Origin of the sequence: Streptomyces sp. NPDC013157 (assembly GCF_042899865.1) — a bacterium.
Lineage (GTDB): Bacteria > Actinomycetota > Actinomycetes > Streptomycetales > Streptomycetaceae > Streptomyces.
On sequence record NZ_JBIBAK010000016.1, the window covers coordinates 223,985 to 250,152 of the forward strand.

The following is a 26,168-nucleotide window of genomic DNA, read 5'->3' on the forward strand; positions in this document are numbered from 1 at the left end:
GTTTCTTGGAGCGGGTCGTGCGCGGGGTGTCAGTCGTTGAGGTGGACGGTGATCTCGTTCGGGTCCTTTCCGGTGAGGTAGGCGGCGCTCATGATGTAGGCGGTGTCGCCGCGCAGGGCGATGGAGGTCGGGCCCTGCAGCCCGTCGGCGGCGGTCAGGACGGTGGTGTGGGTGCCGTCGGGCTGAACGAGGGCGACCTGGTCGACGGTGTCGAGGGCGGCCAGGATCTGGTCGCCGTGGCCGGTGAAGGCGAAGTCGTCGATGCCGGTCAGGCCGGTGGCGGTGATCTGGGCCGGGCCGGCGGTCCCGTCGGGGAGGATCGGGATGCGCGCGATGGTGCCCTTGTCCAGGTTGGTGGCCCAGATCGCGCCGTTGTGGACCTTCAGGCCGTTGGCGCCGAGGAATCCGGCCGGGGCCAGTGCGGGGTCGGTGGACCAAGCGGTGGCGGTGCCGCCGGTGGCGGGCACGCTCGTGGCGGGCACGCTCCAGACGGCGCCCTCGGAGTCGGTGATGTAGAGGGTGTGGGTGCGAGCGTCCAGCGCCAGGCCGTTGGGCAGGCTGTTCGCGGGCATCGCGGCGATCCGCTCGGGCCGGCCGCCGGGGTGCATGCGCCACACGCCGGTGAGGTCGGTGGTGCCGGTGGCGTACAGGAAGTACAGGGTCCCGTCGTGGTCCCGGGTGATGCCCACGGTCAGCGGGAAGCCCAGCGCCGGGGTGTGCACGCCGCCGTCGGCCGGCAGGGGCATGGTGGCAAGGATCCGGACGGCGCCGCCGCGGGTGACCTCGGCGACCTGGCGGGCCTTGGCGAAGGTGACGTACTGGTTGCCGTGGCGGGCCAGGGCGATGTTCTCAGGCGTCTGGCCCGCGGCCAGGTTGAAGTGCACGGCGGTCCGCGGGTGGCCCAGCGGGGCGGACGCGGACGACGCCTGGGTCGCGCCGATGGTCGCGACCAGGCCCGTGGCCACAGCGGCGACCGACACGGCGATCTTGGAGAGCTTGGTGAACATAGTTCCTTCACAGGTTCCGGGCATGCGGCGGCCCGATGCCGACGCACAGGAAATGGATGGGTCCCGCCCCGGGCGCCAGGGGCCACGGCAGGCAGCGGCCGCTACCGGGCCGTCCCCCGCAGGGACTGCTGCGAGTATTCGGTCGGGGTGGAAGGCGCAACCACTCCCTGGCGGGGATACGCGCCGCGGGGGCTGGCCGCCCGGTGGGGCCGGCGCTGGAATGGACGTCGCCGCACCGGCGATCCGCAACACAGCACTGCCCCCAGGAGGACCCTTTGAGCACCAGCGTCAGAGAATCCGACCCCTTCGAAGTCCTGGACGCGTCAGAGTTCGCCTTCACCCGCCGGGTGTGGGTCGATGCCGCACCCGACCGGGTCTACGGCCTGGTCAGCAACGTCTCCGCGATCGGCCGGTGGAGCCCGACGGCAAGCGACGTCGCCTTCGACCCCGGCGCCGGACCCGAGACCGGCGCCTGGTTCAGCGGCACAAACCACCGTGACGACAAGCAATGGACCACCCGGTCCCAGATCGTGACGGCCGTCCCCGGCGCCGCGTTCGCGTTCGTGGTCGGCGGCGCCGCCGACGGCATCGTGCACTGGAGCTGGACCTTCCACCCAGCGGGGCGCGGAACCGTCGTCGAGCAGTCCTGGCGACTGCTGCGCCTCGACCCGGTACTCGGCACCGACCGCGCCGACCTGGACCGCCTGCGCGACTTCATGGCCGACAGCGTCGACATCACCCTGCTCTCCCTCGCCCAGTGGATCGCCGAAGAACACCAGCCATGAAACCGGGCCGGCCACTCCGCCGCCGGCGCGTCCACGAGGAACCGACCAGGCGGCGGTGCCTGACACTGGCAGGGAGTGGTCGGCTGCCCGACGGCTGCCCATGCTTGGGGCCATGGACAGACGACGACAGCTCGGCGAGTTCCTGCAGACCCGCCGCGCACAGCTGCGACCGGAAGACATCGGCCTGCGGGTGTTCGGCGATCAGCGCCGGGTCCCGGGGCTGCGGCGCGAGGAACTCGCACTGCTGGCCGGGGTCAGCGCCTCGTACTACTCCCGGCTGGAACAGGGCCTGTCGTCCAACGCCTCCCCGCAGGTCCTGGGCGCGATCGCCCAGGCCCTGCGCCTGAACGACGCCGAGCGCCGGCACCTGCACGCCCTGGCCGACGGCGCGAAGACACAGCCGACCGGACGCCGACCGGCACCGGAGAAGGCAGGCCTGGCGGTGCGGCAGCTGCTGGACACCCTGGCGGACGTCCCGGCCCTCGTGCTCGGCCGGTACAGCGATGTCCTGGCGTGGAACCGCGCCGGGCACGCGCTGTTCGCCGGACATCTGGACACGGGCGGCCCCAACCGCCCCTGGCAGCGGCCGAACATGGCCCGCCTGGTATTCCTGGACGGGCACACCCGCGAACTGTACGAGGACTGGCAGGCCAAGGCCCGGGCCGTGGTCGGGACGCTGCGCCTGGCCTCCGGTCGGTTCCCGAACGACCCGGCGCTGGCCGCGCTGGTCGGAGAGCTGTCAGTGAACAGCGCCGAGTTCGCGGGCCTGTGGGCCGACCACCGGGTCAAGGCCGGCGACACGGCGCTCTACCAGATGCGTCACCCGCTGGTCGGCGCCATGACCGTCACCCAGCAGGCCCTGCGTACCGAACAGGACCAGCACGTCGTCATCGCGACCACCGAGGCCGGCTCGCCATCGCGGGCCGCGATGACACTCCTGGTCCACACCGCGGCCACCGGCCCGGACCGCTCCGAGCCGGCCATCGAGGAATCCCGCGCGGTGCCGCTGCCCGAGTAGCGGGCTCCCGGCACCCCCTCCCCTTCTCCGCCCTCCTGTCTCACCCACCCCTTGTCCAGGCCAGGGCACGCGCGTCTTTCGCGTGCCCGAGGCGGAGCGGCCGCGGCAACCGGTCGTCGTCCCCGGCGGCCGGCGGGTCTCGGCGCCGGACCGCTACGGCGCTCGCCGCGCGGGTGGTCAAGGCGCTGGAGCGGTACGACGCGCTGAAGACGTTCGGCGGGCCGACCTGGGACCTGTCCTCGATACCGCCGTGCCGCATCCAGGCGCTTGTGCGCTTCGCCAGGGCCGCCCGCGCCCGAGGATCGTCCCGTAAATGATCTCCGAGCTGCCTCGGGTGAGCAGCCGGGAGCGCAGGGCGAACAAGAACGCATCGGCCGCGATGGTGACGGCAGGGCCGTCGCGGCGCAGCAGCCGGTCGTGTCGGCCCGGTGCTCCTCCACGGCAGTCAACCAGCGCGCCGAAGTCCCGTGCCAGGGTCCTCCAGTCGGTCGATGCGTAGTCAAGCACCTGCTGGGCGCGCCGAGAGCGCGGCAGAAGTCGGCGTTGCTCGCGCCGGCCACTGCCGTCACCCTGGCACCCATGGCCCGGCCGAGCTGGACTGCGGCGTTGCAGACCCCGCCGCCGGCGCCGACAACCAGGCGCCGCCAGCCGGCCCGCGGGTTCCGTCCGGCCCGCAGGCCCAGTCCGTCTTGAAGGGCCTGCAGCGCAGTCAGGCCCGCCAGGGGCAGTGCCGCCGCGGCTCCCGCTTCGAGCGTCCTGGGCGCAGGTACGACCTGTTCACGTTCCGCGACGACGTAATCGGCAGCCGTCCCGGTCGTGTGCCGCCCGGTTCCGACGGGGCCCCACACTGGTTGCCCGCTTCGAAATCGTCCGCGCCGGGGCCGACCGAGGCCACTTCACCGGCGAAGTCCATGCCGGTACCACGAGGGCTGAGGCGCGTGCCGCCGCCGAACGTGCGATCGACCTGGCCCTGCACGGCGTAGTCAAACCGTCGTAAACGCTGACGGGCAGTCCGAGCGGTCGGCGGACATCTCGTGGACGCACTTGGCCAGGACCGCTACCAGGCGCGTGCTGGTGGTCTCGTTGGATGGCGCGGCGCGGTCATCGCTTCCGCAAGAGGCGCCTGGCTCCGGCTGTCCGCCCCGTCCCGTGGGGATCCCGGAGTCTCGGTGCGTCCCGCCTGCCGCGCGGCCGGAAGGGCAGTCGGAACACCGGCCTGGGCGAGGAGGCACAGCGCTGCCGCTGACGTGGTGCCGGCGTCGGCGGTCGCCACGACTATGCGCTGGCCCTCCTCCTGCGGGACGTTGAGGGTCTGGAGGTTGAGCTGCATGCGGCCTACCAGCGGATGGTGCATGCGGTACGTCGCAAGGTCCCATTTCCTGACCCGGTGTTCGGACCACATCGTGGTGAACTCTGCGCTTTTCATGGCAAGTTCACCGATCAGCGCGGCCAGCCGAGGATCGTCCGGATGCTGTCCGACGGCGAGCCGCAGCTTTCCCACCACGTCCCTGGCCTTCCTCGGCCAGTCCGCGTCGTAGAGGTCCCGGGCGTGTGCGTCCAGGAAGACCAGCCGGGCCGTGTTCGGGCGCCGGTCGGGCTGATCGGGGATGTGCGGGTCCAGATGCCCGGCGAACAGTGCGTGTCCCGTGCGGTTCCAGGCCAGTACGTCGCTGCGGCGCCCGAGCACGACCGCGGGTGCGTCGCCGAACGCACCGAGCAGCTGTCGGGTCGTGTCACCCGCCCGCTCCGGCGCGGGCCTGCGCCGGGTGCCGGTGCGGCGCGAGGCGCGGGCCAGGTCGTGCAGATGGGCCCGCTCCACCTCGTCCAGCCCGAGGGCACGGGCCAGCGCGTCCAGCACCTCCGGTGAGGCGTTGAGCGAGAGCCCCTGCTCCAGCCGCGTGTAGTAGGACAGGCCCACCCCGGCGAGCTGTGCCAGCTCGTCGCGGCGCAGACCCGGCACGCGACGGCGCTCTCCGAAATCCGGGAGTCCCACGTCCGCCGGCTGCAACTGCGACCGGCGGGTCTTGAGGAACTCTCCCAACCGCGGCTTCTTGTCCATGCGCCGAGTATCGATCACCGGGACGCCAGGCAGCCTGCCCCTGGCAGGGGCAGGCTGCGAGCAGCCGGCGCCAGCACACTCGGAGCCACGAGCAGGACGCAGGTCCGCCCCGCAACGGAACACGGGCGGGGGCCGACCGGCGTCACCGGCCCGGAACCCGGCACGGCGGTTTCGCCGTCCATGCGGTCCCGGCTTCGGCTCGGCCCGACTCACTTGGCCACGGCATCCCCGCCCACCGCGTCCCGGACGCGATGTCCGGCGTACCGGCCGGACCGCGTCTCACGAAAGGGAAACAACATGTCTGCGCTGTACACCACCGAGGCCCTGTCGACCGGTGACGGTCGCAACGGCGAAGTCCGGTCCCTCGACGGCGTCCTGGACGAAGTCCTGGCGGTCCCGAAGGAGATGGGCGGCCCCGGCGGCGACAGGACCAACCCGGAGCAGCTCTTCGCCGCCGGATACGCCGCCTGCTTCCACAACGGACTGCGCCTGATCGCGCGCGGGCAGGGGGTCGAACTGGCGGCCTCGACCGTGCAGTCGAAGGTGAGCCTGCTGGCGCGGGAGGCCGGCGGTTTCACCCTGGCCGTGTCGCTGACCGCGCACCTGCCGGGCCTGGAGCAGTCCACCGCCGACCAGTTGATGAAGGCCACTCATGAAGTGTGCCCGTACTCCAACGCCACCCGGGGGAACATCGAGGTGACCCTCACGGCCACGGTCCAGTAGGGGACTTCGGGCGGCCGACGCCCCCGAGGAAACTCAGCGGCTGCCGCCGCCGCGTGGTGGCGGCAGCCGTGCCCACCAGGCCCGTTGACCACCGCAGCCGGGGGCTGTTCGGCCGGTGAGGACTCTCCCCGTCGGGCCGCCCGGCAACCTCGGCTCACGTCGGCGAAGCCCTGAGCCGCCGCCCCAACTTCCCAGAAACCGCGTGCCCAGTGACCAATATCGGACATACCGCGGACGGCGGTACGAAGGCGTGAAGTCCAGGCTCGATCCGCTGTCCATGGCGGCGATGGCGGTCACCGTGGTCTCCGTCTCGGCCACCGCCCCGCTCACCGCCGCCGCCTCCGCCTCGCCGCTCGCCATGGCCTTCTGGCGCAACTGCCTGGGCTTCGCCGTACTCGGGCCTCTCCTGCTGTTACTGCGCCGTCGCGAGGTGGTGCGCGTCGCGCGCGGCGAGCGCGGCATCCTGCGCCGGGAGCAGTGGCGGCCCCTGTTCTTCGGCTTCCTCGCGGCCTCGTCGCTCGCCCTCCACTTCGCGTCCTTCATGACGAGCACCCGGCTGACCTCGGTCGCCATGTCCACGGCCCTCGTCGCCACCCAGCCCGTCTGGCAGGCACTCATCGCCGCGGGCCAGGGCGTCCGGACGCCCCGCCGGACCTGGGCGGGTCTCGCGCTCGCCGTGCTCGGAGCGGCCGCGGCGGGCGGTCTCGACATCAGGTCCGGCGGTACGGCGCTGCTGGGGGACCTGCTCGCCCTCGTCGGGGCCGTCGCCCAGGCCGGGTACACCGCGCTGAGCGAACGGTCGCGCGCGGATGTGAGCACGCCGCTGTATTCGACGTTCACCTCGTTGGTCTGCGGTGTGGAACTCCTCGCCGTCTGCCGACTGGCCCACATCCCGCTGACGGGCTTCGACAGATCCACGCAACTGTCGCTGCTCGGGCTGCTCGTCCTTCCCCAGATCCTGGGGCTCGGCTCACTGAACTTCGCCCTCGGCAGGACATCGGCGACGACGATGACCGTCCTGCTCCTGCTGGAGACCCCCGTGGCGGCGCTCGCCGCGTGGTGGTTCATGGGGCAGGGCATCAAGCCCGCGACCGTGCCCGGGCTGCTGTTGATCATCGTCGGCGTCACGGTCGTGGTCACGAGCGGCGTCGCGGAACAAGCCACGGCCCAGCAGGGCAGACACCTCAGTACAGGAATACCGCCGTACCCGGCCTACGCCCCCGACCCACCCCAGCCTCCGCGGTTGCGTCCAGGGAAGTGGTGTACGGGTTTGACCTGATCCGAGGGTTTGCTCCGGCTTCTGGCTGAGGCCCGCAATAGATGAACGGCCACCGGCTGATCTTCGAGATGTCGAGTCACGAAGGAGATCAGCACGATGACCGCACCCGACAGTCTGCCTCTGCACGCCCTCGTCGAGGACAATCTCGCCGCGGCGAGTCCCGATCTGCTGCGCGCGATGGTCAAGACGTTCGCCGACGCGCTCATGTCCGCGGAGGCCGATGCCCTCTGCAACGCCGAATACGGGCAGGTCAGCGAGGAACGCGTCAACCACCGCAACGGCTACCGCCCACGCGAGTGGGACACCCGCGCAGGGACTGTCGAACTCGCCGTCCCCAAGCTGCGGCAGGGCAGTTACTTCCCGCACTGGCTGCTGGAACGGCGCCGGCGGGCCGAGCAGGCCCTGATCTCGGTGGTCGCCACCGCCTACCTGCTCGGCGAGTCCCCGGCGAGCCCGAAACTGCGGGCAGGGCTGTTCAAGGCGATGGCGGGGCTGAAGGGCGTCAAGCTCGTCGGGACCGTCAGGGACAGCATCGGGCGCGGCGGGACCGCCCTGGAGTTCGCGGAGGCCAAGAGCGTCGGCCGGGTGATCGTCGACCCGAGGACGAGCTCCGTTCTGGAGTACACCTTCACGTGGACGGCGGGAGCCAGCAAGGGCAAGGTCACCCACCAGACGTACCTGTCGGTGGGCTTCACGGACAGGATCGGCTGACACCGGACTGGCGGGGGAGGTCCTCGAACGACCGAGGGCGCCTGGGGGCGCTGCACGCCCCCAGGCGCCCTCGGTCGGTTGTGCTCCTGACGATCAGTGGGCGGCCATGTGGGCGAGAGCCTGCTCGGCGCTGTCGGGGGCGAAGGCGCCGTCGATTCCTTCGGCGGCTCCCTCGGCCGCCGCGACGGAGCGGGGGATGAGGATCTTCTCGTAGGCGGTGACGGCGTCGTCGACTGTGGCGTGTTCGGTGAGGGCCTGGGCGAGGTCGGCGCCGTCGCGCATGGCGAGGTTGGCGCCCATACCGGAGAAGGGGGACATCAGGTGGGCGGCGTCGCCCAGCAGGGTGACGCCGGGGGTGGGTTCCCAGGTGTGGGGGACGGGCAGAGCGAACAGGGGTCGGTTGGTGTAGCCGGTGTCGGTGTCGGTGATGAAGCCGCGCAGGGCGGGGCTCCAGTCGGCGAACCGGTGCAGAAGGGCGTCGCGGACGGCGGCGGGGTCGGTGAGGTCGACGCCGGCCTGCTGGTGCCAGTCCTGGGGGGTGCGCATGCCGACGTAGACGCGGATGTGTCCGCCGCTGTTGCGCTGGGCGACGAAGCCGAGGTTGTTGTCGAGGGCCATCATGGTGCCGTTCCCGGTCAGGGCGGCCAGTGACGGGTGGCGGGTGTCGGCGTCGTTCAGGCCGGTCTCGACGAAGGTGACGCCGGTGTAGTTCGGGACTGCGTCCGTCAGCATGCGGCGCACGCGGGACCAGGCGCCGTCGGCACCGACGACGAGGTCGGTCTCGGCGCTGAGGCCGTGGGCGAAGTGCAGGCGGTGGCGGCCGTCGCCGAGCGGTTCGGCGCGCTCCAGTCTGTGGCCCCAGCGGACGGTGCCGGGGGCGAGGGAGCCGAGCAGGAGGTCGCGGAGCTGCCCGCGGTCGATCTCGGGGTTGCCCTGGCCGTTCTGGGGCGGCGCGGCGTCGAACAGGACGCGGCCGTCGCGGGCGACCAGGCGCATCTGCTCGCCCTCGGGCCGGGCCAGGGCGGTGAAGCCGGGCCACAGGCCGCCGGCGCGCAGGGCGTGCTGTCCGGTGTCGGGGTGCATGTCGAGGGTGCCGCCCTGGTCGCGGGCGGTCGCGGAGGCATCGGAGTCATAGACGGCGACGTCGATGCCATGGCCCTGGAGGATGCGGGCGCAGGTCAGGCCGCCGGGTCCGGCGCCGACGACGGCGATGCGGTTCATGGTCGTTCTCCTTGTCGCGGGTGTGCGGGCAGGGGTCGGCACTGTCGGGTTCCGTCCGGCTCCTGCACTCCGGCTCCCCCACAAAAGCACGATCACTAAATAAGTGCAACGGTACAACTTTTTACATCAGACACCTTTATGTATGATGGGAGCATGACGACACCTGTAGGACGGCGCGAGCGCAAGAAGGCCGCCACGCGCCAGGCGCTCGCCGAGGCCGCCCTGAACCTCTTCATCGAGCGCGGCTACGACGCGGTGACCCTGCACGAGATCGCCGAGGCCGCCGACGTGTCCACCACCACGCTGCTCAAGCACTTCCCCAGCAAGGAGGCGCTCGTCTTCGACGAGGAGGCCGACCAGGAAGCCGGCCTCGTTGCCGCCGTCAGCGACCGCGCCCCCGGCATGACCGTCCCCCAGGCCCTTTGCGCGTACGTCAAGCGCGTCCGCATCCGCGCCGTCGACTCCGGCGCCCGTTACGCCGACTTCCTCAACCTGGTGAAGACCACCCCGGCCCTCAGCGACTACGCCCACCGCATGTGGATGCGCCACCAGGACGCCCTCGCCCGCGCCATCGCCCAAGATCTCGGCGTCACACCCGACGACCTGCGCAGCGCAGCCCTGGCCCGGTTCGCCCTGGAGACCTCCGCCCTTGCCCAGCGCGCCGAGGACCCCGAACGAGCCGTCGACGCCGCCTTCGACCTCCTCGAACACGGATGGAGCGCCCCGGCCCCACGGTTCGTCGACGGCCGCGACTGACCTTGATCCCGGACGTCAGGCGGCGCGGCCCCGGAAGGGCGGCCCGTTCTCACACAGGGGTATGCCCGCTGCACAAGCCCGTTCACGCTCACCAGGAGTGAGCGTCATGGCGCCGCACGAAGCTGTGCGGCCTCGTGGCGCAGTGCCCCCACGGTGGCCGTCACCTCGGGGGAGCGGTCGCGGACCGTGACGGCGACGACGGCTCGGCCGAGCCAGGCGGGGTCGTCGACCTGGACGACGCGGACTCCGACGGGGACCGCGGCCGCGGCCACTTCGGGGAGTACGGCGATGCCGAGACCGGTGGCGACAAGGCCGAGGCGAGTGGGCCATTCGCGGGCGGCGTAGGCGATCCGCGGGTGGTCAAGGGTCGGCCAGGCGCCGAACTGGGGGTCGTCACGGAGGCCCTTGCCGACGATCCAGGGTTCGTCCCTCAGCTCGGTCACCGGGATGGTTCCGCGGCCGGCGAACCGGTGGTCGGCAGGGACGGCCAGCAGAAGGCCGCCGTCGAGGAGCAGGTCGCGGCGCAGTCCCTCGAAATCGTAGGCGGGCAGGTCCGGTCCCACGCCGATCACCGCGACGTCGATGCGGTGAGCGCGGAGCTGGCGAAGCTGCGTGGGCGAGGACGCCTCGCCGAACTCGACGATCAGACCCGGGTGGTCGTTTCCAAGGCGGGCCAGTGTCCTGGGGACGAGCACGGCGGCGGCCGAGGGGAACGCCGCGATGGCGACTCGTCCGGTGACGTGGTCCTGCAGTCCGGCGAGGTCTGTGCTGACGGCGTCGATCTCGTTGAGGGCCGTGGCGGCTCGGCGGGCGAGCATCATGCCCGCGGGAGAGGGGGCCACCCCGCGGGCGCCCCGGACGAACAGCGGTACGCCCGCGGCGGCTTCCATCGCCGCCACCTGACGGGACACCGCCGACTGCGTGTATCCGAGTGCGTCGGCCGCGGCGGTGAACGATCCGGTGTCGACCACTGCCTGGACGACGCGCAGACCGGTCAGGGTGAAGTCCGCCATGCCGTCATCCTGACACATTCCAAAACTGCATGTCTCTTATGTAAGACCTTCGCTGGTGGAATACCTGGATCAGCAGCACGCTGGAGGAGCAACAGCAAGCAATTCACGCACAGCCATTCACGCAAGGGGAGCACCAGCCATGGCGAAGACGTGGTTCATCACGGGCACCTCGAGGGGGTTCGGCCGCGAGTGGGCAGAAGCGGCGCTCGAACGCGGCGATCACGTCGCGGCGACGGCTCGGGACGTCAGCCTGCTGACCCCTCTGGTCGAGCGGTACGGGGGCGCGGTACTGCCGGTCCGGCTCGACGTCACCGACCGCACCGCGGTGCACGAGGCGGTGCGGCTCGCCCACTCGCATTTCGGTTCGCTGGATATCGCGGTCAACAACGCCGGCTACGGGCATTTCGGCATGGTCGAGGAGTTGGACGAGGACGACCTCCGGGCTCAGATGGAGACCAATTTCTTCGGCGCGATGTGGGTCACGCAGGCCGTGCTGCCCGTCATGCGGTCGCAACGCTCGGGAAGGATCCTGCAAGTGACCAGCGAGGGAGGCGTACGTGCATTTCCCGGCATCGGTGCGTACCACGCCTCCAAATGGGCTCTTGAGGGGGTGTCGGAGTCCCTGGCGCAGGAAGTGGCGGCCTTCGGCATCCACATCACCAACGTCGAGCCCGGCCCCTATGCCACCGACTGGCTGGCTAGAGGGGCGCGGCACAGTGAGCGGCACCCGGACTACACCGAAGTCCACGCGGCCACCGCGCAGGATTTCGAGGTGGGCGACCCGCGCGCGACCCGCGACGCGATCCTTCGGATCGCCGATGCGGAGCGGCCCCCGCTGAGGATCTTCCTCGGCAAGTCCTTCACCGATGTCGCCACTCTCTACGAGGAGCGTCTGAGCACCTGGCGCCAGTGGCAGCCGGTCTCCCTGGCTGCGTTCGGTTGAGCGGCAGCGCGGGTGTCAGCGGTGGGCGGTCATATGGGCAACGGCGTGTCTGCTGCGCTTACTTGCCGGAGCCGACGTGGTAGCCGACCGGGTCGACGTAGACGTCCGGAGCGTTGCCGCTGGACGCGGTCAGCGAGAGGCCGGCAGCAGCGGCGATGAGGGCGAGGGCGGGCATCATCTTGACGTATCGGCCGCTCGCTCCGGCTGGGCAGGCTCGGTTGCTTCATAGGAGGCCGGTGCCGGGCCGCCCGTTGCCGTCGGAGGTGCACCAAGACACCGCTGTGACAAGCGAGTTGACGCGCCGTTACCGGAAAGCCAGAAAAACGGACAGAGCGGGCCCATCGCAACGGCTGCTGGGCCCTGAAGGCACACGCGGTGAAGTCGACCGCGTAACCACCCGGCCCTTCTCGCCGGTTTTTGCGTCCCGTCAGGGGGTGTGGAGGTACCGGCAGACCGGCCGAACCTGGGCATACGAAGGCCACACCCACGCGGGCGGGCATGCCCGCGCCATGACGCGACTGTGAGGGGAGGGGCGACGTCGTGTCCACCCCTCAGCGGGGCCGTCAGGACCAGTGCCAGACCTGGTTGGTACTGCCCGCGCATCCGAAGCCCTGGACCCGCTGACCGTCCTGCCCGGAGGTGGAGGCTTCCGCGTCCAGACAGAAGCCGTCCGGGACGCTGACCAGCGTTCCGCCGTGGCCCAGCCGCCACGTCTGGGCACTCAGCCCGTCGCAGCTCGTGGCCTGTATCTCCTGGCCGTTCTGGCCGGTCGTGCCGGCGTCGGCGTCCAGGCAGAGATGGCTGCCCCGATTGACGACGCGGTACTGAGAGCCCTGGCCGGCCACACGGTACAAGGCCCACTTCTGGGTGTCCGTGCCGTTGCACCCCCACACCTGGACGTCCGAGCCGCGATTGTCGAGACACCGGGCGAGCGAGACGGCGTTGACACTCTCGGTCACCGTGACCGAGCCGGCCCGGACGGTTCCGCGGGGCAGGGCGTACAGGAGCTTCTTGGTCTGCGCGCCGGCCTTGCCGTCGACGGCGAGGCCGGCCTCGGTCTGGAAGGCCCTGACCGCGGCGACGGTCGGGGCGTCGAAGTCCCCGCTGACCGGGACGTAGAGGCCATGGCCGTCGAGGAGGAGTTGCAGGGCCTTGACGCAGGCGCCGGTGGTTCCCGACGCGAGCTCGGCGGAGCACGCGGCGGTGCGGAGGTCCGGTGTCCCGGAACCCTGCGTGGTGGGGTCCTTCGTTGCCGCCGCACTCGGCGACTGTTTCACCGCCGGGTCCGCCTGCGACGGGGACGACGTCGGCGCCTTCTGTGAACTGCTGGGCTTGGATGCCGGGTTGTCCGTCACGGTCGCCGACGTGTCCGGCCCGGGGGCGGCCGTCGCGGCGGAGTGACTCTGCGGCAACAGAGCCACGATGACGGCCGCGGCGACCGCGACACCCACCGTGGCGGCTGCGCCCACGATCAGCTTCCTGCGCCTCCCGGGAGCGGGGGTGACAGGGTGGTCGGAGGCGGCGGAGCCGGCGGGAGGGTCCGCGGGTGGCGCGGGGGCGGCGGTGGGTCGTCCATCGAGCAGGGGTGCTTTCGGCGTGGACCGTACCGACCGCTCGGCCGGCGCGGGGAACTGGTGCCCGATGGCGGTCCGGAACACCGTCTCCGGGGAAGGGCGCGATTCGGGTTCCTTGTCCAGGCAGGTACGGATGAACGCGGCCAGTTCCGCGTCGACGGCCGCCGCCTTCTCAAGGACTTCCTCCTTCGGCGGTTCGAAGGCGACCCGGTGCAGGACGTCGACACCGGTGCCGTCACCGAACGGCGCCTGCCCCGTGACGGCGTAGGCGAGGGCGGAGGCCAGCGCGAAGATGTCGGAGGCAGCGGTCACCTCCATGCCCCTGACCTGTTCCGGGGACATGAAGGCGGGGGTTCCCACGTTCTGGCCGGTGACGGTGATCGAGGTGCCGTCGGTGGCCTGGACGACTCCGAAGTCGATGACGCGGGCGCCGTCGGACGCCAGGATCACATTGGACGGCTTGAGGTCACGGTGGACGATCCCCGCACGCCAGATGGCCTCGACCGCACGCCCCAGGTCGGCCAGCAGTCGCCAGGCGGCGTGCGGGTCCATCGGCCCCCGCGCGTCGACGAGTTCGGCGAGTGTCGGCCCGGGGACGTACTCGGTGGCGACCCACACCAGGTCCTCGTCGCAACCGCTGCCCAGCAGCCGCACGATGTGCGCCCCCTGGACGCGGTCAAGCGCGCCGACCTCCCGCTCGAAACGCTTCCGGAACTGGGGGTCCTCCGCGTATTCGGGCCGGATCACCTTGACCGCCGCCAGGCCCGAGCCGCCGGTCGTGTCCTGGCCCAGATAGACCCGGCCCATCCCTCCGCTGCCGAGCACCGACATCAGGGCATACGGGCCGACCCGAGTGGGGTCGGTCTTCTTGAGCGGGACCGGAGGCGGGGGCTCCATTCCGGCCGCCTCGTAGGCGAGCGCGCTGGACCGGCTGTGGTGAGGGACAGACATGGGAATCCCGGTCTCTCGCGTGACATGTGCGACGTGCGCGACTGGTGTCGGTCAGCGTGGAGACTAGCGCAACATGGTTTCGATAAAGGCGAGTTGGCGTTCGAGTCAACTGCGTGCCGCGTCGCCCGGCAGCGCCTGGGCGATGAACACCTGCTGGATCTGGCCGGCGCCCTCGTAGATACGGAACAGCCGCGCGTCGCGCTAGAAACACTCGAAGGCCACCCCGCGCATACAGCCCGCTCCGCCGTGGATCTGCTCTTGGGGTCCGCGCCCGAATCGAAGCCCAGGGCCGCCTCCAGGAACGTGGCGCGGCCGGCGTAGTAGTACACCTCGTCCTCTGGGGTGTACAGGTGATACGGCGGGGCTTCGCCCTCGGCGACGCTGAATCTCCCGACGGTCAACCGGCCGTCGGCGGCAGCGCTGTCGAGCAGATCGGACAGCGCTTGGTCGCGGCCAGTCCGCTTCCCGGTGGGACGAATCGGCTCAGGGGTTCCAGAAGAACGAAACGTGCACGCGGTCGAAGCGGCGCTCGGCCAGGTCCTGTCGTGGGATCACCCAGTGCAGGGTGGATCCTTCCCGCCCGGTGAGACCGATGTCCCACTGGGCGAGCAACGTCCAGTCCCCGGGAGCGGGCAGTTCCACGGCATCGGCGAACTCGTGTGCCCCCGCGGTCCGGTGCCGTCGGGCCTGCTCCGCCTCCCGCGCGGCGTCTGCGACCGGATCCGTCTCCGTGCACTCGTGGAAGGCGTACCCGCCGATGTGCAGCGGGCCGTCCACGACGATGCCGCAGCACGTGTCCCCCCACGCCTCGGTCAGTTCCCCGGCTCGGGGATGCCCGGGGAGCGAAACGTCCTCCCGGCCGGGCTCCCAGGACGAGGCCGGGAAGTGTACGGCAGGGAGACGTCGGCCGGCAGCGGAAGGCCCCTCACCTCCTCGGGCCGGGCTGCGCAGTCGAGGGTGGCGAGCAGGGGGTACCAGGGGTCGGGGACATCGGCGGGCAGCATCAACGGACCGCCGAACCGGCCGACGACCGGCCCCTCCCCACGCGTGACGGTGTCCCGGACGGACATGCGGTGGCTGTCCACCGTTCGATGCCCTGGGGTCGTATGCCGCGCCTCAGCGCTTCCTCACAGAACGGCGTGAGCCGGCCGAACAGGTCAGGAGTCATGGGCGAAACACATGCCCGAGGCCTGACAGACAGCCGGGCTGCGCGGGAACGGGCAGGCCAGCCGGCCCAGTGGCCGGTAGGCCCCCGGCATGAGGGCTCGCCCGCCGGCAGCTCACTTGTACTTCGGCGCCTCACGGGCAAACCGATGTGGCGCTGCTGCATGTGCCGTTCGCTTCGCCCGCCGGACTCGACACCGAAATCCCGTGTACCGAGGGACAGGTGGCGAGTCTGCCCATCTCTCATTCACTTGCTGACCGCCCGTGATATGCGCGGCTCCGTTTCCGGGGCGGCAGGCCCTACTCTGATCCCCGTGAGGCAGGCCGGCGCTGGGAAGGATGATCGGCGATGACGCCCCTGAGCACCGGGGACCCGGAGTCCATAGGCGGATACACCCTTCTCGGCCGGCTCGGGGCGGGCGGCATGGGAGTCGTCTATCTGGGCGTCTCCGCCTCGGGACGGCGGGTCGCGGTCAAGCTCGTGCACGGGCCGTATGCCCAGGAGGACGAGTTCCGGACGCGCTTCCGGCAGGAGATCGCGGCAGCGCGCAGAGTGAGCGGAGCCTTCACCGCGCCTGTCGTGGACGCCGACCCGGACGCCGAACGGCCGTGGATGGCGACGCTCTACGTGCCGGGGTTCACTCTTTCCGAAGTCGTGGAGAAGAACGGCCCGTTGAGCCGGCGGGACCTGCGCGCGCTGGGGCTGGGGCTCACCGAGGCGCTGCGCGACATCCACCGGGTGGGCCTGGTGCACCGGGACCTCAAACCGGGGAACGTCCTGATGACCGAGGACGGGCCGCGCGTCATCGACTTCGGCATATCGCGCGCTTCGGGCAACCAGAACCTCACCACGACCGGGCGCATGATCGGCACTCCGCCCTTCATGTCGCCGGAACAACTGGCCTCTCCCCGAGAGGTCACCCCGGCCTCGGACGTGTTCTCGCTGGGGTCACTGCTGGTGTTCGCGGCCGTCGGCACGGGACCGTTCGATGCCGACAGCCCGTACATAACCGGCTATCAGGTGGTGCACGGGACCCCGGACCTCGGAGGGGTGCCCGAAACGCTCCTGGGCATTGTCGAGCGCTGCCTGGACAAGGACCCGGCCGCACGGCCGGAACTGACGGACATACACCGCATGCTCCAGACGCTGCCGGAATCCGACGCCACCACGTCTGCGAAGACCGGGCAGTCCGCGAACCCCCGGCGCCACCCCACTCCTCGGAGCACGGCCACCACCTCCGCGGGCGCCGCGACCGACACCAGCACCAGCACCGGCAAGCGACGCCGAGCCCGCATGCTGCTCACCGGCCTCGGCGCGGCGCTGGCCGTCACCGGGCTGGGGATCGGGGTGGCTGTCTTCGTGTCCGGCCCGGACACCGCCACCGCCCGTGCCGCGTCACTGCCCGACGGCTGGCGGCCGTGGCGCACGGCGCTGCGGTCCGACGTGAAGGGTGTCCCGCTCGACTACGACAGCCCCGGATGCGTGGCGGAGGGAAGCGCCCTGTTCTGTGGCGGTACGGGCTTCACGTCCGCCAGGATCGACGCGGCCTCCGGCCGCACGCTGTGGCGGACCGGCACCCGCCCTCAGGGGGCGCAGCCGATCGGCGTTCGCGACGGGCTGGTCTACGTCTACGAGGATCCGGACGACAGGACCAGGCGCGTGGTGGCCCTCGACGCCGCTACCGGGCACCGGCGGTGGCAACGCGACATCAACAAGTCCCAGGACGCGGTCCTGTACGACGGGGGACTGCTGACCCTGTCCCCCGACTACTCGTCGTTCGTGGCCTACGGGGCGTCCGGAAAGGAACTGTGGCGGGCACCCTCGCTGAACGAGGTCTGCACTCCGTCGGCGCTGGGAGGCGCCCCCTACGCCCTGTGTTCAGCCGGCACCGAGCCCGGCAAGGCCCCGGTCGAGCTGATGAAGCTCGCCCCCGGGAGCCTGACCGAAAACGCCACGCTGCCCAAGAAGGCGGAAGCGCTCGGCGCAGTCGGCGGGCAACCCCTGTTCCGCGCCCCCCAGACCGCGAAGGACGTGTACGAAGCCGGATACGAACGGCCGTACAACGCGCTGCTGCAGGTGGCCCCGGACACCGGACAGGTCAGACGGATACCGCTGGCACATCCACTGACCGGCGCGGCCACCCTCGTGGACGGCGTCGTCTACTTCGTCCGGTCCGACGGGACGGTCACCGCGGTGTCGGCCCGCAGCGGCAGACAACTCTGGCAGAAGACAACGGACATGGAGAGTCTGTCCGCGCCCGCGGTGTCAGCGACGTACAAGCGGGTCTACTTCTCCAACCGCTTCGGCCGTCTGCTGGCACTGGACAGCCGCACCGGAGCAGAGGTCTGGCGCACCTCCGCCCTGGACGCCCCCGGGGACAAAACGCAGGACTACCCGCCGCGCGTGCTGCTCGTCAAGGACGCGATCGTGGCGCTGGCCGGCGACACGGCCTTCTCCCGGAGCCCGAACAGGCCCACCTGACCGGCCGAGGCAATCGCCGCGCACCGTGTGGATCAGCCCGCAGACCGCCTACGCCCTCATAGAGGTGTGCATCTGCAAGCCGATATGTCGGGGCCATCCCGCACCCGCAGCTGTCCCACCGCAGCGGAGCGGTCCGGCCCCCGCGCAGTGCCCCCAAGTGGGTGCGCACCACTGGCGCACCATGACCTCTCGGCGGCCTCCTCGGTGTGGTGCGTCTCGTGGTGCGCGGGGTCGTCGTTGTGGCGCTTCGCACGCTCGGAGCGGACCAGGTCGTCGAGGCCGGCGGCGACCTCTCGTTGCCTCTCCTCGTCGGAGTGCTGACAGGTCAGCGCGGCCTTCTCGGACGACTGGCCCGTGCGAACCATCGTGTCCTTGAGGGGCGCGCCGGAGCGGGTCGACAGGGTGTGGCCGGTGTGACGAAGGTCGTAGAAGCGGAAGCCGTCCGGCAGACCGGCCACCGCGCACCCGGTTCACAAGGACGGGGCAGCCAGGGCGCACTCCTGCCGCAGTGACCGTAGCCGGAACGGGCCACACCTTGGCGTCTACTGGACGTCTGGGGCGGGCCTCTCGGAACTGACGGCCTGGCCGAGTTCATCGGTGCCTGGTACAGGGCACCGATCTCCGCGAAGAGTTCCGGGCTGACGCTCGGGAGGGCCGAAGAGGAGCGTTCCCAGACCGGCACAACGCCTCGCTGCGTTTGCTGACCAAAAAATCTCAACGTTGAATTCGGCTGGATCAGGGTTGTGGTGCCTTGTCGGCCTGCCCTGGCTGAAGCTGAGGACCGATGTCTCGTCCTCCAGTGAGCAGTGCCCGGCCCGCGGTGGGCGACAATGCGTCCGGCATCTTGAGGCACCTCCCGGTGGTTCCCTCTCGGGTTTCGCGGACGCGCAGGACGAAGGGCTCCCGCAAGCCGGATACTTGCGGGAGCCCTTCTGTCGCCGAAGGCGTGCGCTCGCCACCGATGTGGTTGATCACGCGGCGGCTTGCGGCTGCGAGCCCCTCACCGGTCTACGCGGCAGCGAAGTCGTCACGAGCGCCCTGCAACGACGCGGAAGGCCCGTGCCACGGCCGCCGGAAGCCCCGCGTGGATCAGACGCGCGCCCCGCTGCAGGGATCGATCAGTGCACGGAGTCGGCGGCGGCGACGATGGCACGGTCGACCGCTCCCGGGCTGATCGAAGGAACATCGTGGCCCGAGCGGGTGTAGCTGATGTGGGCGCCCGCTCGCTTGGCCTCGAACTTCTGGGCGGCCGTCGGCACGGCGTGGTCCTCGGTCGAGATGACCGCCCACTTCGGCGTCTTCGCCGGCGGATTCACCGTGGCCTTGTCGGTGAAAGCCGAAAGGGCGACCGGCTCCTGGGTCACCGAGGCGACCTGGATGTCCGACTTCGACAGCCCGTTTCCGTAGACGGTCCCGAACTTGTCGGCCTTGAGATACACGTCGGTGTCACCGCCGGGCAGCGGAACGGTGCGGAAGTTCTCCGAAACGAGCTGCGAACCGGGGAACTGTCCGATGAGGGAGCCGGCGGTGTCTCCCACCTTCGGGATGAGAGCCGCCACGTACACGAGGGCCTTGACCTTCGACGTCTTTGCGGCGACCTGGCTGACGACCTCTCCCGCGTAGGAGTGGCCGACCAGCACGACGGGCCCCTTGATGGACTTGACCTGTGCCTCGACGTAGGCGCTGTCGAAGGCCAGGCCGCGCAGCGGGGTGTCGATCGCGAGGACCGGGTAGCCGTGGCGTCGCAGGTAGCCGATCTCGCTGTTCCAGCTGGAGGAATCGGCGAACGCTCCGTGGACCAGGACCACCGTCGGCTTCGCGCGGTGCGCCGTCTGCGAGGCGACGGCGTGGTCGTTCGCCTGGGTCGTGACGGCGCTCGCGTTCGTCACGGCCAGCGAGGCCACGACCGCGCCACTCACAAGCCCGGCAGCCGCCAGCGCTTTGATTCGAGCGGTGGACTTCATGTGGTGTTGTTCCTCTCGGGTTGTCGAGCCTAAAAGGCAGAGGAAGCGGCGCGGTCCGCATGGGAACGGAAAACCGTATTTGTTGCGGCCTGCGGCGCTTCGCAGAATCGACTATGGCGGCCGCATCGGCGGAAGGCTAATGCCAATCCTGCTTCTTTCCATGTCGATCCGGCATGAGCCAGTGGAGTCTCCCGCTGTTCTCCGATATTTCCAGCGCCGAATTTCTGATGCTTGAAGCGGCGCGAGCCGTCGGCAATGCAGTGGTGTGGGCACTGCGACGGGTACGAACGGGCACCGTCGCCGGCGGGCGGCCGTCATCGCCGCGACCGGACGACGACCATGTGAAGGCGGTGACGTCGCCAGCATGCCGAAATCTGAACTCGCAGGGTGCGAACCCCTGCCTTTCGTCCAGGACTTGGAGCTTCAGTGCACTACAGAGTCATCGCTTCGGGCGCGCTCGGCACCGCCTCCCTCCTGCTGGCCGTCCCGGCATTCGCGGCGACCTGCACGCCCGGCGCCGAGGGCATCGGCGACCCGTACCACCCCGCCTACGGCAACGGCGGATACGACGTCTCCCACTACGACCTGCGGCTGAAGTACCAGCCCGCCACCGACGAGCTGGAGGGCACGGCCACCCTGCGGGCCCGCACCACCCAGGACCTCTCCCGGTTCGACCTGGACTTCCTGCTCGACGTGAGCGAGGTGCGGGTCAACGGCGTCGAAGCGGCGTTCGCGACCGTCGGCGAGCACGAGTCGGTGATCACTCCCTGGACCGTGGCGCCCGGTGACCCGGGGCCCGAGAACCAGTTCGACATCGCCGTCTACGACCGCGGCGCACTGGCGATCCAGGCACTGCGCGACGAGACAGGAGACAAGGCGTTCTTCGCCGTGCTGAAGGGGTGGCCGCGGAAGCACGCCTACGGCAACGCCTCGGTCGCGGACTTCCGGCGGTACACCGAGGAGGTGTCCGGCAAGAAGCTGGGCGCGCTGTTCGACACCTGGCTCTTCGAGCCGGCCAAGCCTTCGGTGCCCACCATGACCGGCCGGTCTTCTCTTCCCGTCCGGCCCAGCTCATGGACGCAGATCGAGGCCACGAACGGCATGCACGAGCGCTGAGCCACCGACGGCCCGTGTCTTCCCACGTCACGACGACGGTGCGTCGGCCTCGGAGGCCGCCCGGACCGCGCCGGACACAACGGTCGTGCCACCACAGCCCGAACGCGGGCACCGCCATGAGTACATCCGGATAGGACAAGTAGTGCGCATACACAAGCTGAGCTCTGCCCTGGTGGGGGTCGTCGCCGTGCTGGCGCTGACCACCGGGACACCTGCTTCCGAAGCGGCGCCCCCCGCCGGGCCTTCCGGGGCGGCGGCCTCCGCCCAGACGGACTCCGGCTCACCCGCACCCGGTGCCCGACACAGCGAGCGCGTGGTCCCCGGCACCACGGGGGCGGCGGCGCGGAAGAAACTGCCCGCCGATGTCTCCCGGCGGTTCTACGAGCTCAACGCCTCCGGGCACGTCAGCCCGGGCGACGTCGCCAAGGACGCGCCGTCCGTCACGGAATCCACCACCAGCGCCTTGTCCTCCTGGACCGGGAAGTACCACGCCTACTGGGGTGTCTTTCCCACCGGCGGGACCATGCACGGCGCGCAGGCCACCCACAGCGTGAATCTCTCGACCCCGGTCACCGGCGACGACACCGTCTATGCGCCGACCCTGGACCCGAGTAATGCCACCTGCATCGAGATGACCACGATCTACTCCGGGGGCACGGTCTGGGTCGGTGCGTGGGACTGGTGTGCGGCGAGCCCGGGCTGGGGGAAGTACATGGTGGTCAACTCCGCCTTCCTGGACACCTATACCAAGAAGGTGAACGGCCGGCCGTCGTACTCGGTCCAGGTCGTTCAGACCAATGCGACGGCCAACGAGTGGACCTCGTACCTCTACAACTACGACACGCACGAATGGGAGACCTTCTTCAAGAGCGCGGACACCAGCAAGCTGAGCAATACCGGCGGCGGCTGGGACATGATGGAGGTCTACACGCACTACGACCCGGCGACCGGCGAGGGCCAGTACTGTGCGGAGACCAAGGGCGCGGTGTTCCAGACCACGGGACTCAAGTACCAGACCTCCTACGGCGGTGGCTGGACGGCCGCCACGGAGGCCAACTCGAGCGTGGCGACCACTGTGAAGTCGTCCGATCTCGGCTGCTCGGATCTGTCCTACGCGGTGCTGACGCCCAACAGCGGGTTCTCGTTGACCAACGAGAAGAACCCGACGGGCCCCATCAGCAACTCCGCCGGGATGTGTGTGGACAACCGCCTGGGTAACACCGCGAACGGCAACCCGGTCCAGCTGTACTGGTGCAACGACACGAACTCGCAGCAGTGGACGCTGCAACTCAACGGCACGATCATGGCCGAGAGCAAGTGCATGGCCGTCAAGGGCGGGGGCACAGCCGACGGCACCCTCGTGGAGCTGTACGACTGCGACGGCTCCGGCGGCCAGAACTGGCAGGCGCGTGCCGACGGCACGATCTACAACCCGCAGTCCGGCAAGTGCCTCGACGGCACCGCCGACTACACCACCGCTCTCACCCAGCTCCAGATCTCTGCCTGCACCAGCGCCGTCAATCAGCGGTGGAACCTCCCCACCTGATCCTTGAACGGGGGCGGCTTGCCCAAGACGTGCTCAACCACCCGGTAAGCCGCCCTGCGGGGGGATGCCCCGAAGTCTCCGATGGGGGCAGGCCTCGCTTGGACCAGGCAGGGCGACGCCCCATGGCACCGAACGCGACGAGGCACCCGCCTCACGTCCGGCCCCTGCCCCACCCCCTGCCGTCCAAGCGTCCAGAAGCGCGGCGCGCACCGCTTCCTCCGACTCCTCCGGTTCCGACCCTTCGCCGGATGTCGCTGCTCGCTCATTCACTGGTTCATCTCTCCGTTGGTCTGTTTGTCTCCTGGGCGCACAGCCACACGTGGCGATGGCCTTGAGCAGGGCCCCGGGCTCCACAAGCCGCGGGCCGGACGAGCCGTTCAGCCGTCCCTTCAGTGCCTGCCGCACGCCGCCGGCCCAGGTTTTTCCCCGGACTCCTCGACGAGGCCCAGGAATGTCGTGCGCCCCCACTGGGTCGTGCAGTCGACCGACAGCCCGTCACGCGCGAGCCGCTCGTTGAGCCGTACGATTCTGCCCTGCAGCGCTCGGCGGCTCATCGGTTCTCCGGCTGTGCCGAGCAGTAGGCACAGATCGTGGCAGCACCAGGGCCGCGAGGCGGAACAGAGGATGTCGAACAGCACCTGCTGGGAGTGTTGCTGGGCGCGGACAGCGCGAAACGGTGGTGAGTCAGCGGCCCGCCGCCGCGGTGGGCGTTGCATGTCCAGCCATCGCCGCTCCGCGGTGATTCTGCTGGCGAGTTCCCTGGGTGGCGAGTCGCGGGGGAGGACATTGGCGGCACCCGCCAGCAGAAGCCGTACGGAGTCCGTGTGGTCCGGTATGAGTACGACCACGGACGAGATGTTGCTGAGCGCGCGCACGCGTTGCTCCAGGCCGTCGCTCCACTGCGAACCCGGTACGTCCAGGACGGTGAGGCGAGGTGCGGCCTCCTGCAGCAGGGCGCCGTAAGCCCGCTCGGAGCCCCAGGTGTGCGTCTGGGCGGGCAGCACCCGCTGACTGCGCATGGCGCGGAGCAGTGACGCCGTCTGCTCGCGCTGAAGTGTGAGCACGATGCTCACCGGATATGTGACGTCCTCCTCTTCCACGAGACCGACGGGACCTTGGGCGATGCTGAGGTCAGTCATGTTCGGTGTTCGTCCTCCGGGGTTGTGGCGCCCGGACCTGGGCCTGGAGGCGTTGGCGAAGGCCGGCTCTCTCGGACGTCGGCGGGTCGCCGGGCGACAGAGGCAGACCTGACCCGCCGACCGATTCTCGGTCAGGACCAGCCGATACCGCCCATACCGACGAGGGCCGTTCCGATGCCGGATCGGCATGTCACCAGCTCGCCGACGCGCCATCCGCCGCGCCTCCCGCGCGGAAGTGTCCGTTCGGGCCCTGCCGAGGTCCCGTTGGTACCCGATGCGCCACGGCAGCCGTGAGCACGTCACCCGGAGCCCTACGGTGGTCCCCGTCGGCCTCCCCCGGTCCCCTCGGCGGGAGGCCGCCCTGGTGCCCGTCGAGTCGCCTGCGGCGTCGGAGTCATGGAGAGCACGACTCCGCCGGTGTGTACCGCGCTCCGCAGGCGACCGTGGCGCGTCGCGGGGGCGACGACTCCGGGGCGATGACTCCGGAACGCGCCGACAGGCCAAGTGACGTGCGCCCTGCGGGTGCCGCTCGCGTGTCCCACTCCGCCCTTCCCGTACAGAGAGCCGAACAACGATGCTCGAAGAGCTTCATGCCAAGTCCGAGGCAAGGGCCAGGCCGCCCAGCGGGTGGGCCGACGGCGCGGTTGTCCGCCGGAGGTCGGCTGTCTTCTTATCCATCGTCCTCACCACGTTCCTCGTCGCCTCCAGTGCGCCCACTCCGCTCTACCGCGTCTACCAGGAGAGTTGGCACCTCTCCTCCGGTACGGTCACCGTGGTCTACGGCGTGTACTGCCTGAGCGTCCTGGTTGCGCTCCTGACCGTCGGCGCGCTCTCCGACCATGTCGGCCGACGTCCGGTCATCGGCGCCGCTCTCGTCCTCGAAGCACTGGCCATGCTGCTTTTCCTGCAGGCCGGCGGTGTCACCTCGCTGATCCTCGCCCGGACGCTCCAGGGGCTGGCCACAGGTGCCGCGACGAGTGCACTGGGTGCTGCCCTGCTCGACGTGACCAGGCGGTGGGGCCCGCTGTTCGTCAGCATCGCTCCGCTCATCGGCATGGCGTTGGGGACGATCGGCACGAGCCTGCTCATGGACCTGATCCCGGCTCACCTCGGGAGCGTGTACACGCTGCTGTTCAGCGCGCTGGCCGTGCAGACGATCGGTCTGGCCTTCCTTCCGGAGTCGAGGTCGCCGAGGCCGGGAGCCTGGCTTTCACTGCGACCACGGATCCGCGCTCCCCGGTCGAGTCGCCGAGCCCTCCTCGTCACCGCCCCCGTGTTCGTGGCTGTCTGGGCTCTGGGCGGTTTCTATCTGTCCCTCGGGCCCGATCTGGTCCAGGGCATCACAGGATCGGCATCGTCGACCGCCGACGGCCTGATCGTGTCCCTGCTGACCGGCAGTGCGGTCCCCGCCGTGCTGCTGACCCGGCATGCGGACGCAGGCCGAACGGCGTTGTTCGGCTCTCTGCTTCTGACGACGGGAGTCGCCGTCACGCTGCTGGCCGCGCACGGCGACTCCTCCACGGCCCTGTACGTGGGGACCTCGGTGGCCGGTGCGGGATTCGGCCCCGCGTTCCAGGGCGGCGTCCGTCTGGTGACGGCGAACGTCGCCGCGACGGAACGGGCGGGCCTGATGGCCGCCATCTACACCATCACTTATACGTCGATGTGCGTTCCGGTACTGGTCACGGGTTTACTCGTCGGCGAATACGGTCTCCTGCGCTGCACCTTGTTCTTCGGTATTTTCGTCATGGCGCTCTCGCTGACACCGTTCGCGGGTCTGGGGAAAATCTCCGCCCATATATCTAGCAGAGGTACGGCATAGTGATAATCGACAATGCGCGCACGCGCGTCCCCATGCTGCTGGCGTTTCTGGCGGCTGTCCTTGTCGCGGTGACGAGCGCCTCGGTCACCGCGCAGGCCGCCGACACGGAAAGCAAGGCGCCCGCCGATTTCGTGGCGCTCCACGACGTGGCCCCCGCGATTCTGCAGGAAATTCGCTACGCCACGCCCCACAATTTCATCGGCACGCCGATAAACGGTTATGTCGAACCGCTGTGCATCGTCACCGCCCCGACGGCACAGGCCCTGGCGAAGGCCGAGCGCTACTTCCTGACGCAGGGCTACACCCTGAAGGTGTACGACTGCTACCGGCCGCAGCGCGCGGTGGACCAGTTCGTCGACTGGGCCCAGGACCTGACCGACCTGAAGATGAAGGACGAGTTCTACCCGCAGGTGGACAAGGCCGACCTCTTCACTGACGGGTACATCGCGGCGAAGTCGGGGCACAGCCGTGGCAGCACGATCGACCTCACGCTCGTGAAGCTGCCGGTCCACCCGACGCGTCCCTACGTTCCCGGGGAAAAGCTTGAGCCGTGCTACGCGCCGGCGGCGGAGAGGTTCCCGGACAACTCGATCGACATGGGCACCGGGTACGACTGCTTCGACACGCTCGCGCACACGCTCGACCCGCGCATCGTGGGAGTCCAGCACAGCAACAGACTGCTGCTCAAGAACGAGCTCGAGTCTCTCGGATTCGTGAATCTCGCCGAGGAATGGTGGCACTTCACCTTCGCCGCCGAGCCCTACCCGTCCACCTATTTCGACTTCCCCGTCTCCAGGTCCTCGCTGACCGGCTGACCGGACAACCGAGGACTTCGGTCCACCAGTGTGCGGCGCCGGCCTTCCGGTCGGAAGGCCGGCGCCGCACAGCGAAGGAA

General features: G+C 70.0%; 20 protein-coding genes and 2 pseudogenes. 12 read left to right on the forward strand and 10 right to left on the reverse strand.

The annotated features are described in order from the left end of the window. Positions 1-29: 29 nt before the first annotated feature. Entirely contained in the window at positions 30-1,007 is a 978-nt protein-coding gene (locus tag ACFY6U_RS38250; RefSeq protein ID WP_390045801.1) for a hypothetical protein, read from the reverse strand. A gap of 275 nt (positions 1,008-1,282) precedes the next feature. Here ACFY6U_RS38250 and ACFY6U_RS38255 point away from each other — a divergent pair, with 275 nt between their 5' ends. Both ACFY6U_RS38255 and ACFY6U_RS38260 read left to right on the forward strand, forming a co-directional pair. After that, positions 1,283-1,792: an SRPBCC family protein gene (locus ACFY6U_RS38255; protein ID WP_123975548.1), complete on the forward strand. Its 510-nt coding sequence runs from the start codon at positions 1,283-1,285 to the stop codon at positions 1,790-1,792. Between the two features lie 112 nt (positions 1,793-1,904). Beyond that, complete coding sequence (locus ACFY6U_RS38260; protein WP_390045802.1) at positions 1,905-2,810, forward strand: helix-turn-helix domain-containing protein; 906 nt, start codon at positions 1,905-1,907, stop codon at positions 2,808-2,810. A 1,057-nt stretch (positions 2,811-3,867) separates the two neighbouring features. On the opposite strand, the gene ACFY6U_RS38265 is transcribed toward ACFY6U_RS38260, so the two are convergent. After that, positions 3,868-4,869: a helix-turn-helix transcriptional regulator gene (locus tag ACFY6U_RS38265; RefSeq protein ID WP_390045804.1), complete on the reverse strand. Its 1,002-nt coding sequence runs from the start codon at positions 4,867-4,869 to the stop codon at positions 3,868-3,870. A 297-nt stretch (positions 4,870-5,166) separates the two neighbouring features. Here ACFY6U_RS38265 and ACFY6U_RS38270 point away from each other — a divergent pair, with 297 nt between their 5' ends. From ACFY6U_RS38270 to ACFY6U_RS38280, 3 genes and pseudogenes are all read left to right on the forward strand, one after another. Further along, positions 5,167-5,592, forward strand: coding sequence for an organic hydroperoxide resistance protein (locus ACFY6U_RS38270; protein ID WP_390045805.1), 426 nt, complete (start codon positions 5,167-5,169; stop codon positions 5,590-5,592). Between the two features lie 250 nt (positions 5,593-5,842). Further along, the gene (locus ACFY6U_RS38275) at positions 5,843-6,871 is read left to right on the forward strand and encodes a DMT family transporter (protein WP_390045807.1); all 1,029 of its coding nucleotides are present in this window, start codon (positions 5,843-5,845) and stop codon (positions 6,869-6,871) included. Positions 6,872-6,967: 96 nt separating this feature from the next. Beyond that, positions 6,968-7,315: pseudogene (locus ACFY6U_RS38280) on the forward strand (transposase); the annotation flags it as partial. A gap of 360 nt (positions 7,316-7,675) precedes the next feature. On the opposite strand, the gene ACFY6U_RS38285 reads toward ACFY6U_RS38280, so the two are convergent. Continuing rightward, positions 7,676-8,803: an FAD-dependent oxidoreductase gene (locus ACFY6U_RS38285; RefSeq protein WP_390045809.1), complete on the reverse strand. Its 1,128-nt coding sequence runs from the start codon at positions 8,801-8,803 to the stop codon at positions 7,676-7,678. A gap of 153 nt (positions 8,804-8,956) precedes the next feature. Here ACFY6U_RS38285 and ACFY6U_RS38290 point away from each other — a divergent pair, with 153 nt between their 5' ends. Then, a complete protein-coding gene (locus ACFY6U_RS38290; RefSeq protein ID WP_390045811.1) occupies positions 8,957-9,559 on the forward strand; it encodes a TetR/AcrR family transcriptional regulator in 603 nt (200 codons plus the stop codon). Between the two features lie 104 nt (positions 9,560-9,663). On the opposite strand, the gene ACFY6U_RS38295 is transcribed toward ACFY6U_RS38290, so the two are convergent. Continuing rightward, a complete protein-coding gene (locus tag ACFY6U_RS38295; protein WP_390045812.1) occupies positions 9,664-10,572 on the reverse strand; it encodes a LysR family transcriptional regulator in 909 nt (302 codons plus the stop codon). Between the two features lie 139 nt (positions 10,573-10,711). On the opposite strand from ACFY6U_RS38295, the gene ACFY6U_RS38300 reads away from it, so the two are divergent. Next, positions 10,712-11,515 carry an SDR family NAD(P)-dependent oxidoreductase gene (locus ACFY6U_RS38300; RefSeq protein ID WP_390045814.1) on the forward strand — a complete coding sequence of 268 codons (804 nt, stop codon included), beginning with the start codon at positions 10,712-10,714 and terminating at the stop codon, positions 11,513-11,515. A gap of 563 nt (positions 11,516-12,078) precedes the next feature. On the opposite strand, the gene ACFY6U_RS38305 is transcribed toward ACFY6U_RS38300, so the two are convergent. The 3 genes from ACFY6U_RS38305 to ACFY6U_RS38315 form a co-directional block, all read right to left on the reverse strand. Beyond that, positions 12,079-14,040, reverse strand: a complete 1,962-nt coding sequence (locus ACFY6U_RS38305) for a protein kinase (protein WP_390045816.1) — start codon at positions 14,038-14,040, stop codon at positions 12,079-12,081. Positions 14,041-14,523: 483 nt separating this feature from the next. Beyond that, positions 14,524-14,817, reverse strand: coding sequence for a hypothetical protein (locus ACFY6U_RS38310; protein ID WP_390045818.1), 294 nt, complete (start codon positions 14,815-14,817; stop codon positions 14,524-14,526). A gap of 35 nt (positions 14,818-14,852) precedes the next feature. Further along, positions 14,853-15,110 carry a hypothetical protein gene (locus ACFY6U_RS38315; RefSeq protein ID WP_390045820.1) on the reverse strand — a complete coding sequence of 86 codons (258 nt, stop codon included), beginning with the start codon at positions 15,108-15,110 and terminating at the stop codon, positions 14,853-14,855. A gap of 443 nt (positions 15,111-15,553) precedes the next feature. Here ACFY6U_RS38315 and ACFY6U_RS38320 point away from each other — a divergent pair, with 443 nt between their 5' ends. Continuing rightward, complete coding sequence (locus ACFY6U_RS38320; RefSeq protein ID WP_390045822.1) at positions 15,554-17,686, forward strand: PQQ-binding-like beta-propeller repeat protein; 2,133 nt, start codon at positions 15,554-15,556, stop codon at positions 17,684-17,686. Positions 17,687-17,931: 245 nt separating this feature from the next. On the opposite strand, the pseudogene ACFY6U_RS38325 reads toward ACFY6U_RS38320, so the two are convergent. After that, positions 17,932-18,144: pseudogene (locus tag ACFY6U_RS38325) on the reverse strand (site-specific integrase); the annotation flags it as partial. Positions 18,145-18,804: 660 nt separating this feature from the next. Further along, positions 18,805-19,650 (reverse strand): alpha/beta fold hydrolase, encoded by an 846-nt coding sequence (locus ACFY6U_RS38330; protein WP_390045824.1) that lies wholly within the window; start codon positions 19,648-19,650, stop codon positions 18,805-18,807. 426 nt (positions 19,651-20,076) lie between these two features. On the opposite strand from ACFY6U_RS38330, the gene ACFY6U_RS38335 reads away from it, so the two are divergent. Together ACFY6U_RS38335 and ACFY6U_RS38340 are read left to right on the forward strand one after the other, a co-directional pair. Continuing rightward, entirely contained in the window at positions 20,077-20,766 is a 690-nt protein-coding gene (locus ACFY6U_RS38335; protein WP_390045826.1) for a M1 family aminopeptidase, read from the forward strand. Between the two features lie 142 nt (positions 20,767-20,908). Further along, positions 20,909-22,312 (forward strand): ricin-type beta-trefoil lectin domain protein, encoded by a 1,404-nt coding sequence (locus ACFY6U_RS38340; protein ID WP_390045828.1) that lies wholly within the window; start codon positions 20,909-20,911, stop codon positions 22,310-22,312. Positions 22,313-22,701: 389 nt separating this feature from the next. Here the strand turns inward: ACFY6U_RS38340 and ACFY6U_RS38345 are convergent, their stop codons facing one another. After that, the gene (locus tag ACFY6U_RS38345) at positions 22,702-23,451 is read right to left on the reverse strand and encodes a hypothetical protein (protein ID WP_390045830.1); all 750 of its coding nucleotides are present in this window, start codon (positions 23,449-23,451) and stop codon (positions 22,702-22,704) included. Between the two features lie 574 nt (positions 23,452-24,025). Here ACFY6U_RS38345 and ACFY6U_RS38350 point away from each other — a divergent pair. Together ACFY6U_RS38350 and ACFY6U_RS38355 are read left to right on the forward strand one after the other, a co-directional pair. Continuing rightward, positions 24,026-25,273 (forward strand): MFS transporter, encoded by a 1,248-nt coding sequence (locus tag ACFY6U_RS38350; protein WP_390045832.1) that lies wholly within the window; start codon positions 24,026-24,028, stop codon positions 25,271-25,273. 32 nt (positions 25,274-25,305) lie between these two features. Continuing rightward, a complete protein-coding gene (locus ACFY6U_RS38355) occupies positions 25,306-26,088 on the forward strand; it encodes a M15 family metallopeptidase (RefSeq protein ID WP_390045834.1) in 783 nt (260 codons plus the stop codon). Positions 26,089-26,168: the final 80 nt, after the last annotated feature.

Coding starts and splice junctions, on each gene's coding strand:
- ACFY6U_RS38250 (WP_390045801.1), bottom strand. CDS start 1,007: ATGTTCACCAAGCTCTCCAAGATCGCCGTGTCGGTCGCCGCTGTGGCC.
- ACFY6U_RS38260 (WP_390045802.1), top strand. CDS start 1,905: ATGGACAGACGACGACAGCTCGGCGAGTTCCTGCAGACCCGCCGCGCA.
- ACFY6U_RS38265 (WP_390045804.1), bottom strand. CDS start 4,869: ATGGACAAGAAGCCGCGGTTGGGAGAGTTCCTCAAGACCCGCCGGTCG.
- ACFY6U_RS38270 (WP_390045805.1), top strand. CDS start 5,167: ATGTCTGCGCTGTACACCACCGAGGCCCTGTCGACCGGTGACGGTCGC.
- ACFY6U_RS38285 (WP_390045809.1), bottom strand. CDS start 8,803: ATGAACCGCATCGCCGTCGTCGGCGCCGGACCCGGCGGCCTGACCTGC.
- ACFY6U_RS38290 (WP_390045811.1), top strand. CDS start 8,957: ATGACGACACCTGTAGGACGGCGCGAGCGCAAGAAGGCCGCCACGCGC.
- ACFY6U_RS38295 (WP_390045812.1), bottom strand. CDS start 10,572: ATGGCGGACTTCACCCTGACCGGTCTGCGCGTCGTCCAGGCAGTGGTC.
- ACFY6U_RS38300 (WP_390045814.1), top strand. CDS start 10,712: ATGGCGAAGACGTGGTTCATCACGGGCACCTCGAGGGGGTTCGGCCGC.
- ACFY6U_RS38305 (WP_390045816.1), bottom strand. CDS start 14,040: ATGTCTGTCCCTCACCACAGCCGGTCCAGCGCGCTCGCCTACGAGGCG.
- ACFY6U_RS38315 (WP_390045820.1), bottom strand. CDS start 15,110: ATGTCCGTCCGGGACACCGTCACGCGTGGGGAGGGGCCGGTCGTCGGC.
- ACFY6U_RS38320 (WP_390045822.1), top strand. CDS start 15,554: ATGACGCCCCTGAGCACCGGGGACCCGGAGTCCATAGGCGGATACACC.
- ACFY6U_RS38330 (WP_390045824.1), bottom strand. CDS start 19,650: ATGAAGTCCACCGCTCGAATCAAAGCGCTGGCGGCTGCCGGGCTTGTG.
- ACFY6U_RS38345 (WP_390045830.1), bottom strand. CDS start 23,451: ATGACTGACCTCAGCATCGCCCAAGGTCCCGTCGGTCTCGTGGAAGAG.
- ACFY6U_RS38350 (WP_390045832.1), top strand. CDS start 24,026: ATGCTCGAAGAGCTTCATGCCAAGTCCGAGGCAAGGGCCAGGCCGCCC.
- ACFY6U_RS38355 (WP_390045834.1), top strand. CDS start 25,306: ATGCTGCTGGCGTTTCTGGCGGCTGTCCTTGTCGCGGTGACGAGCGCC.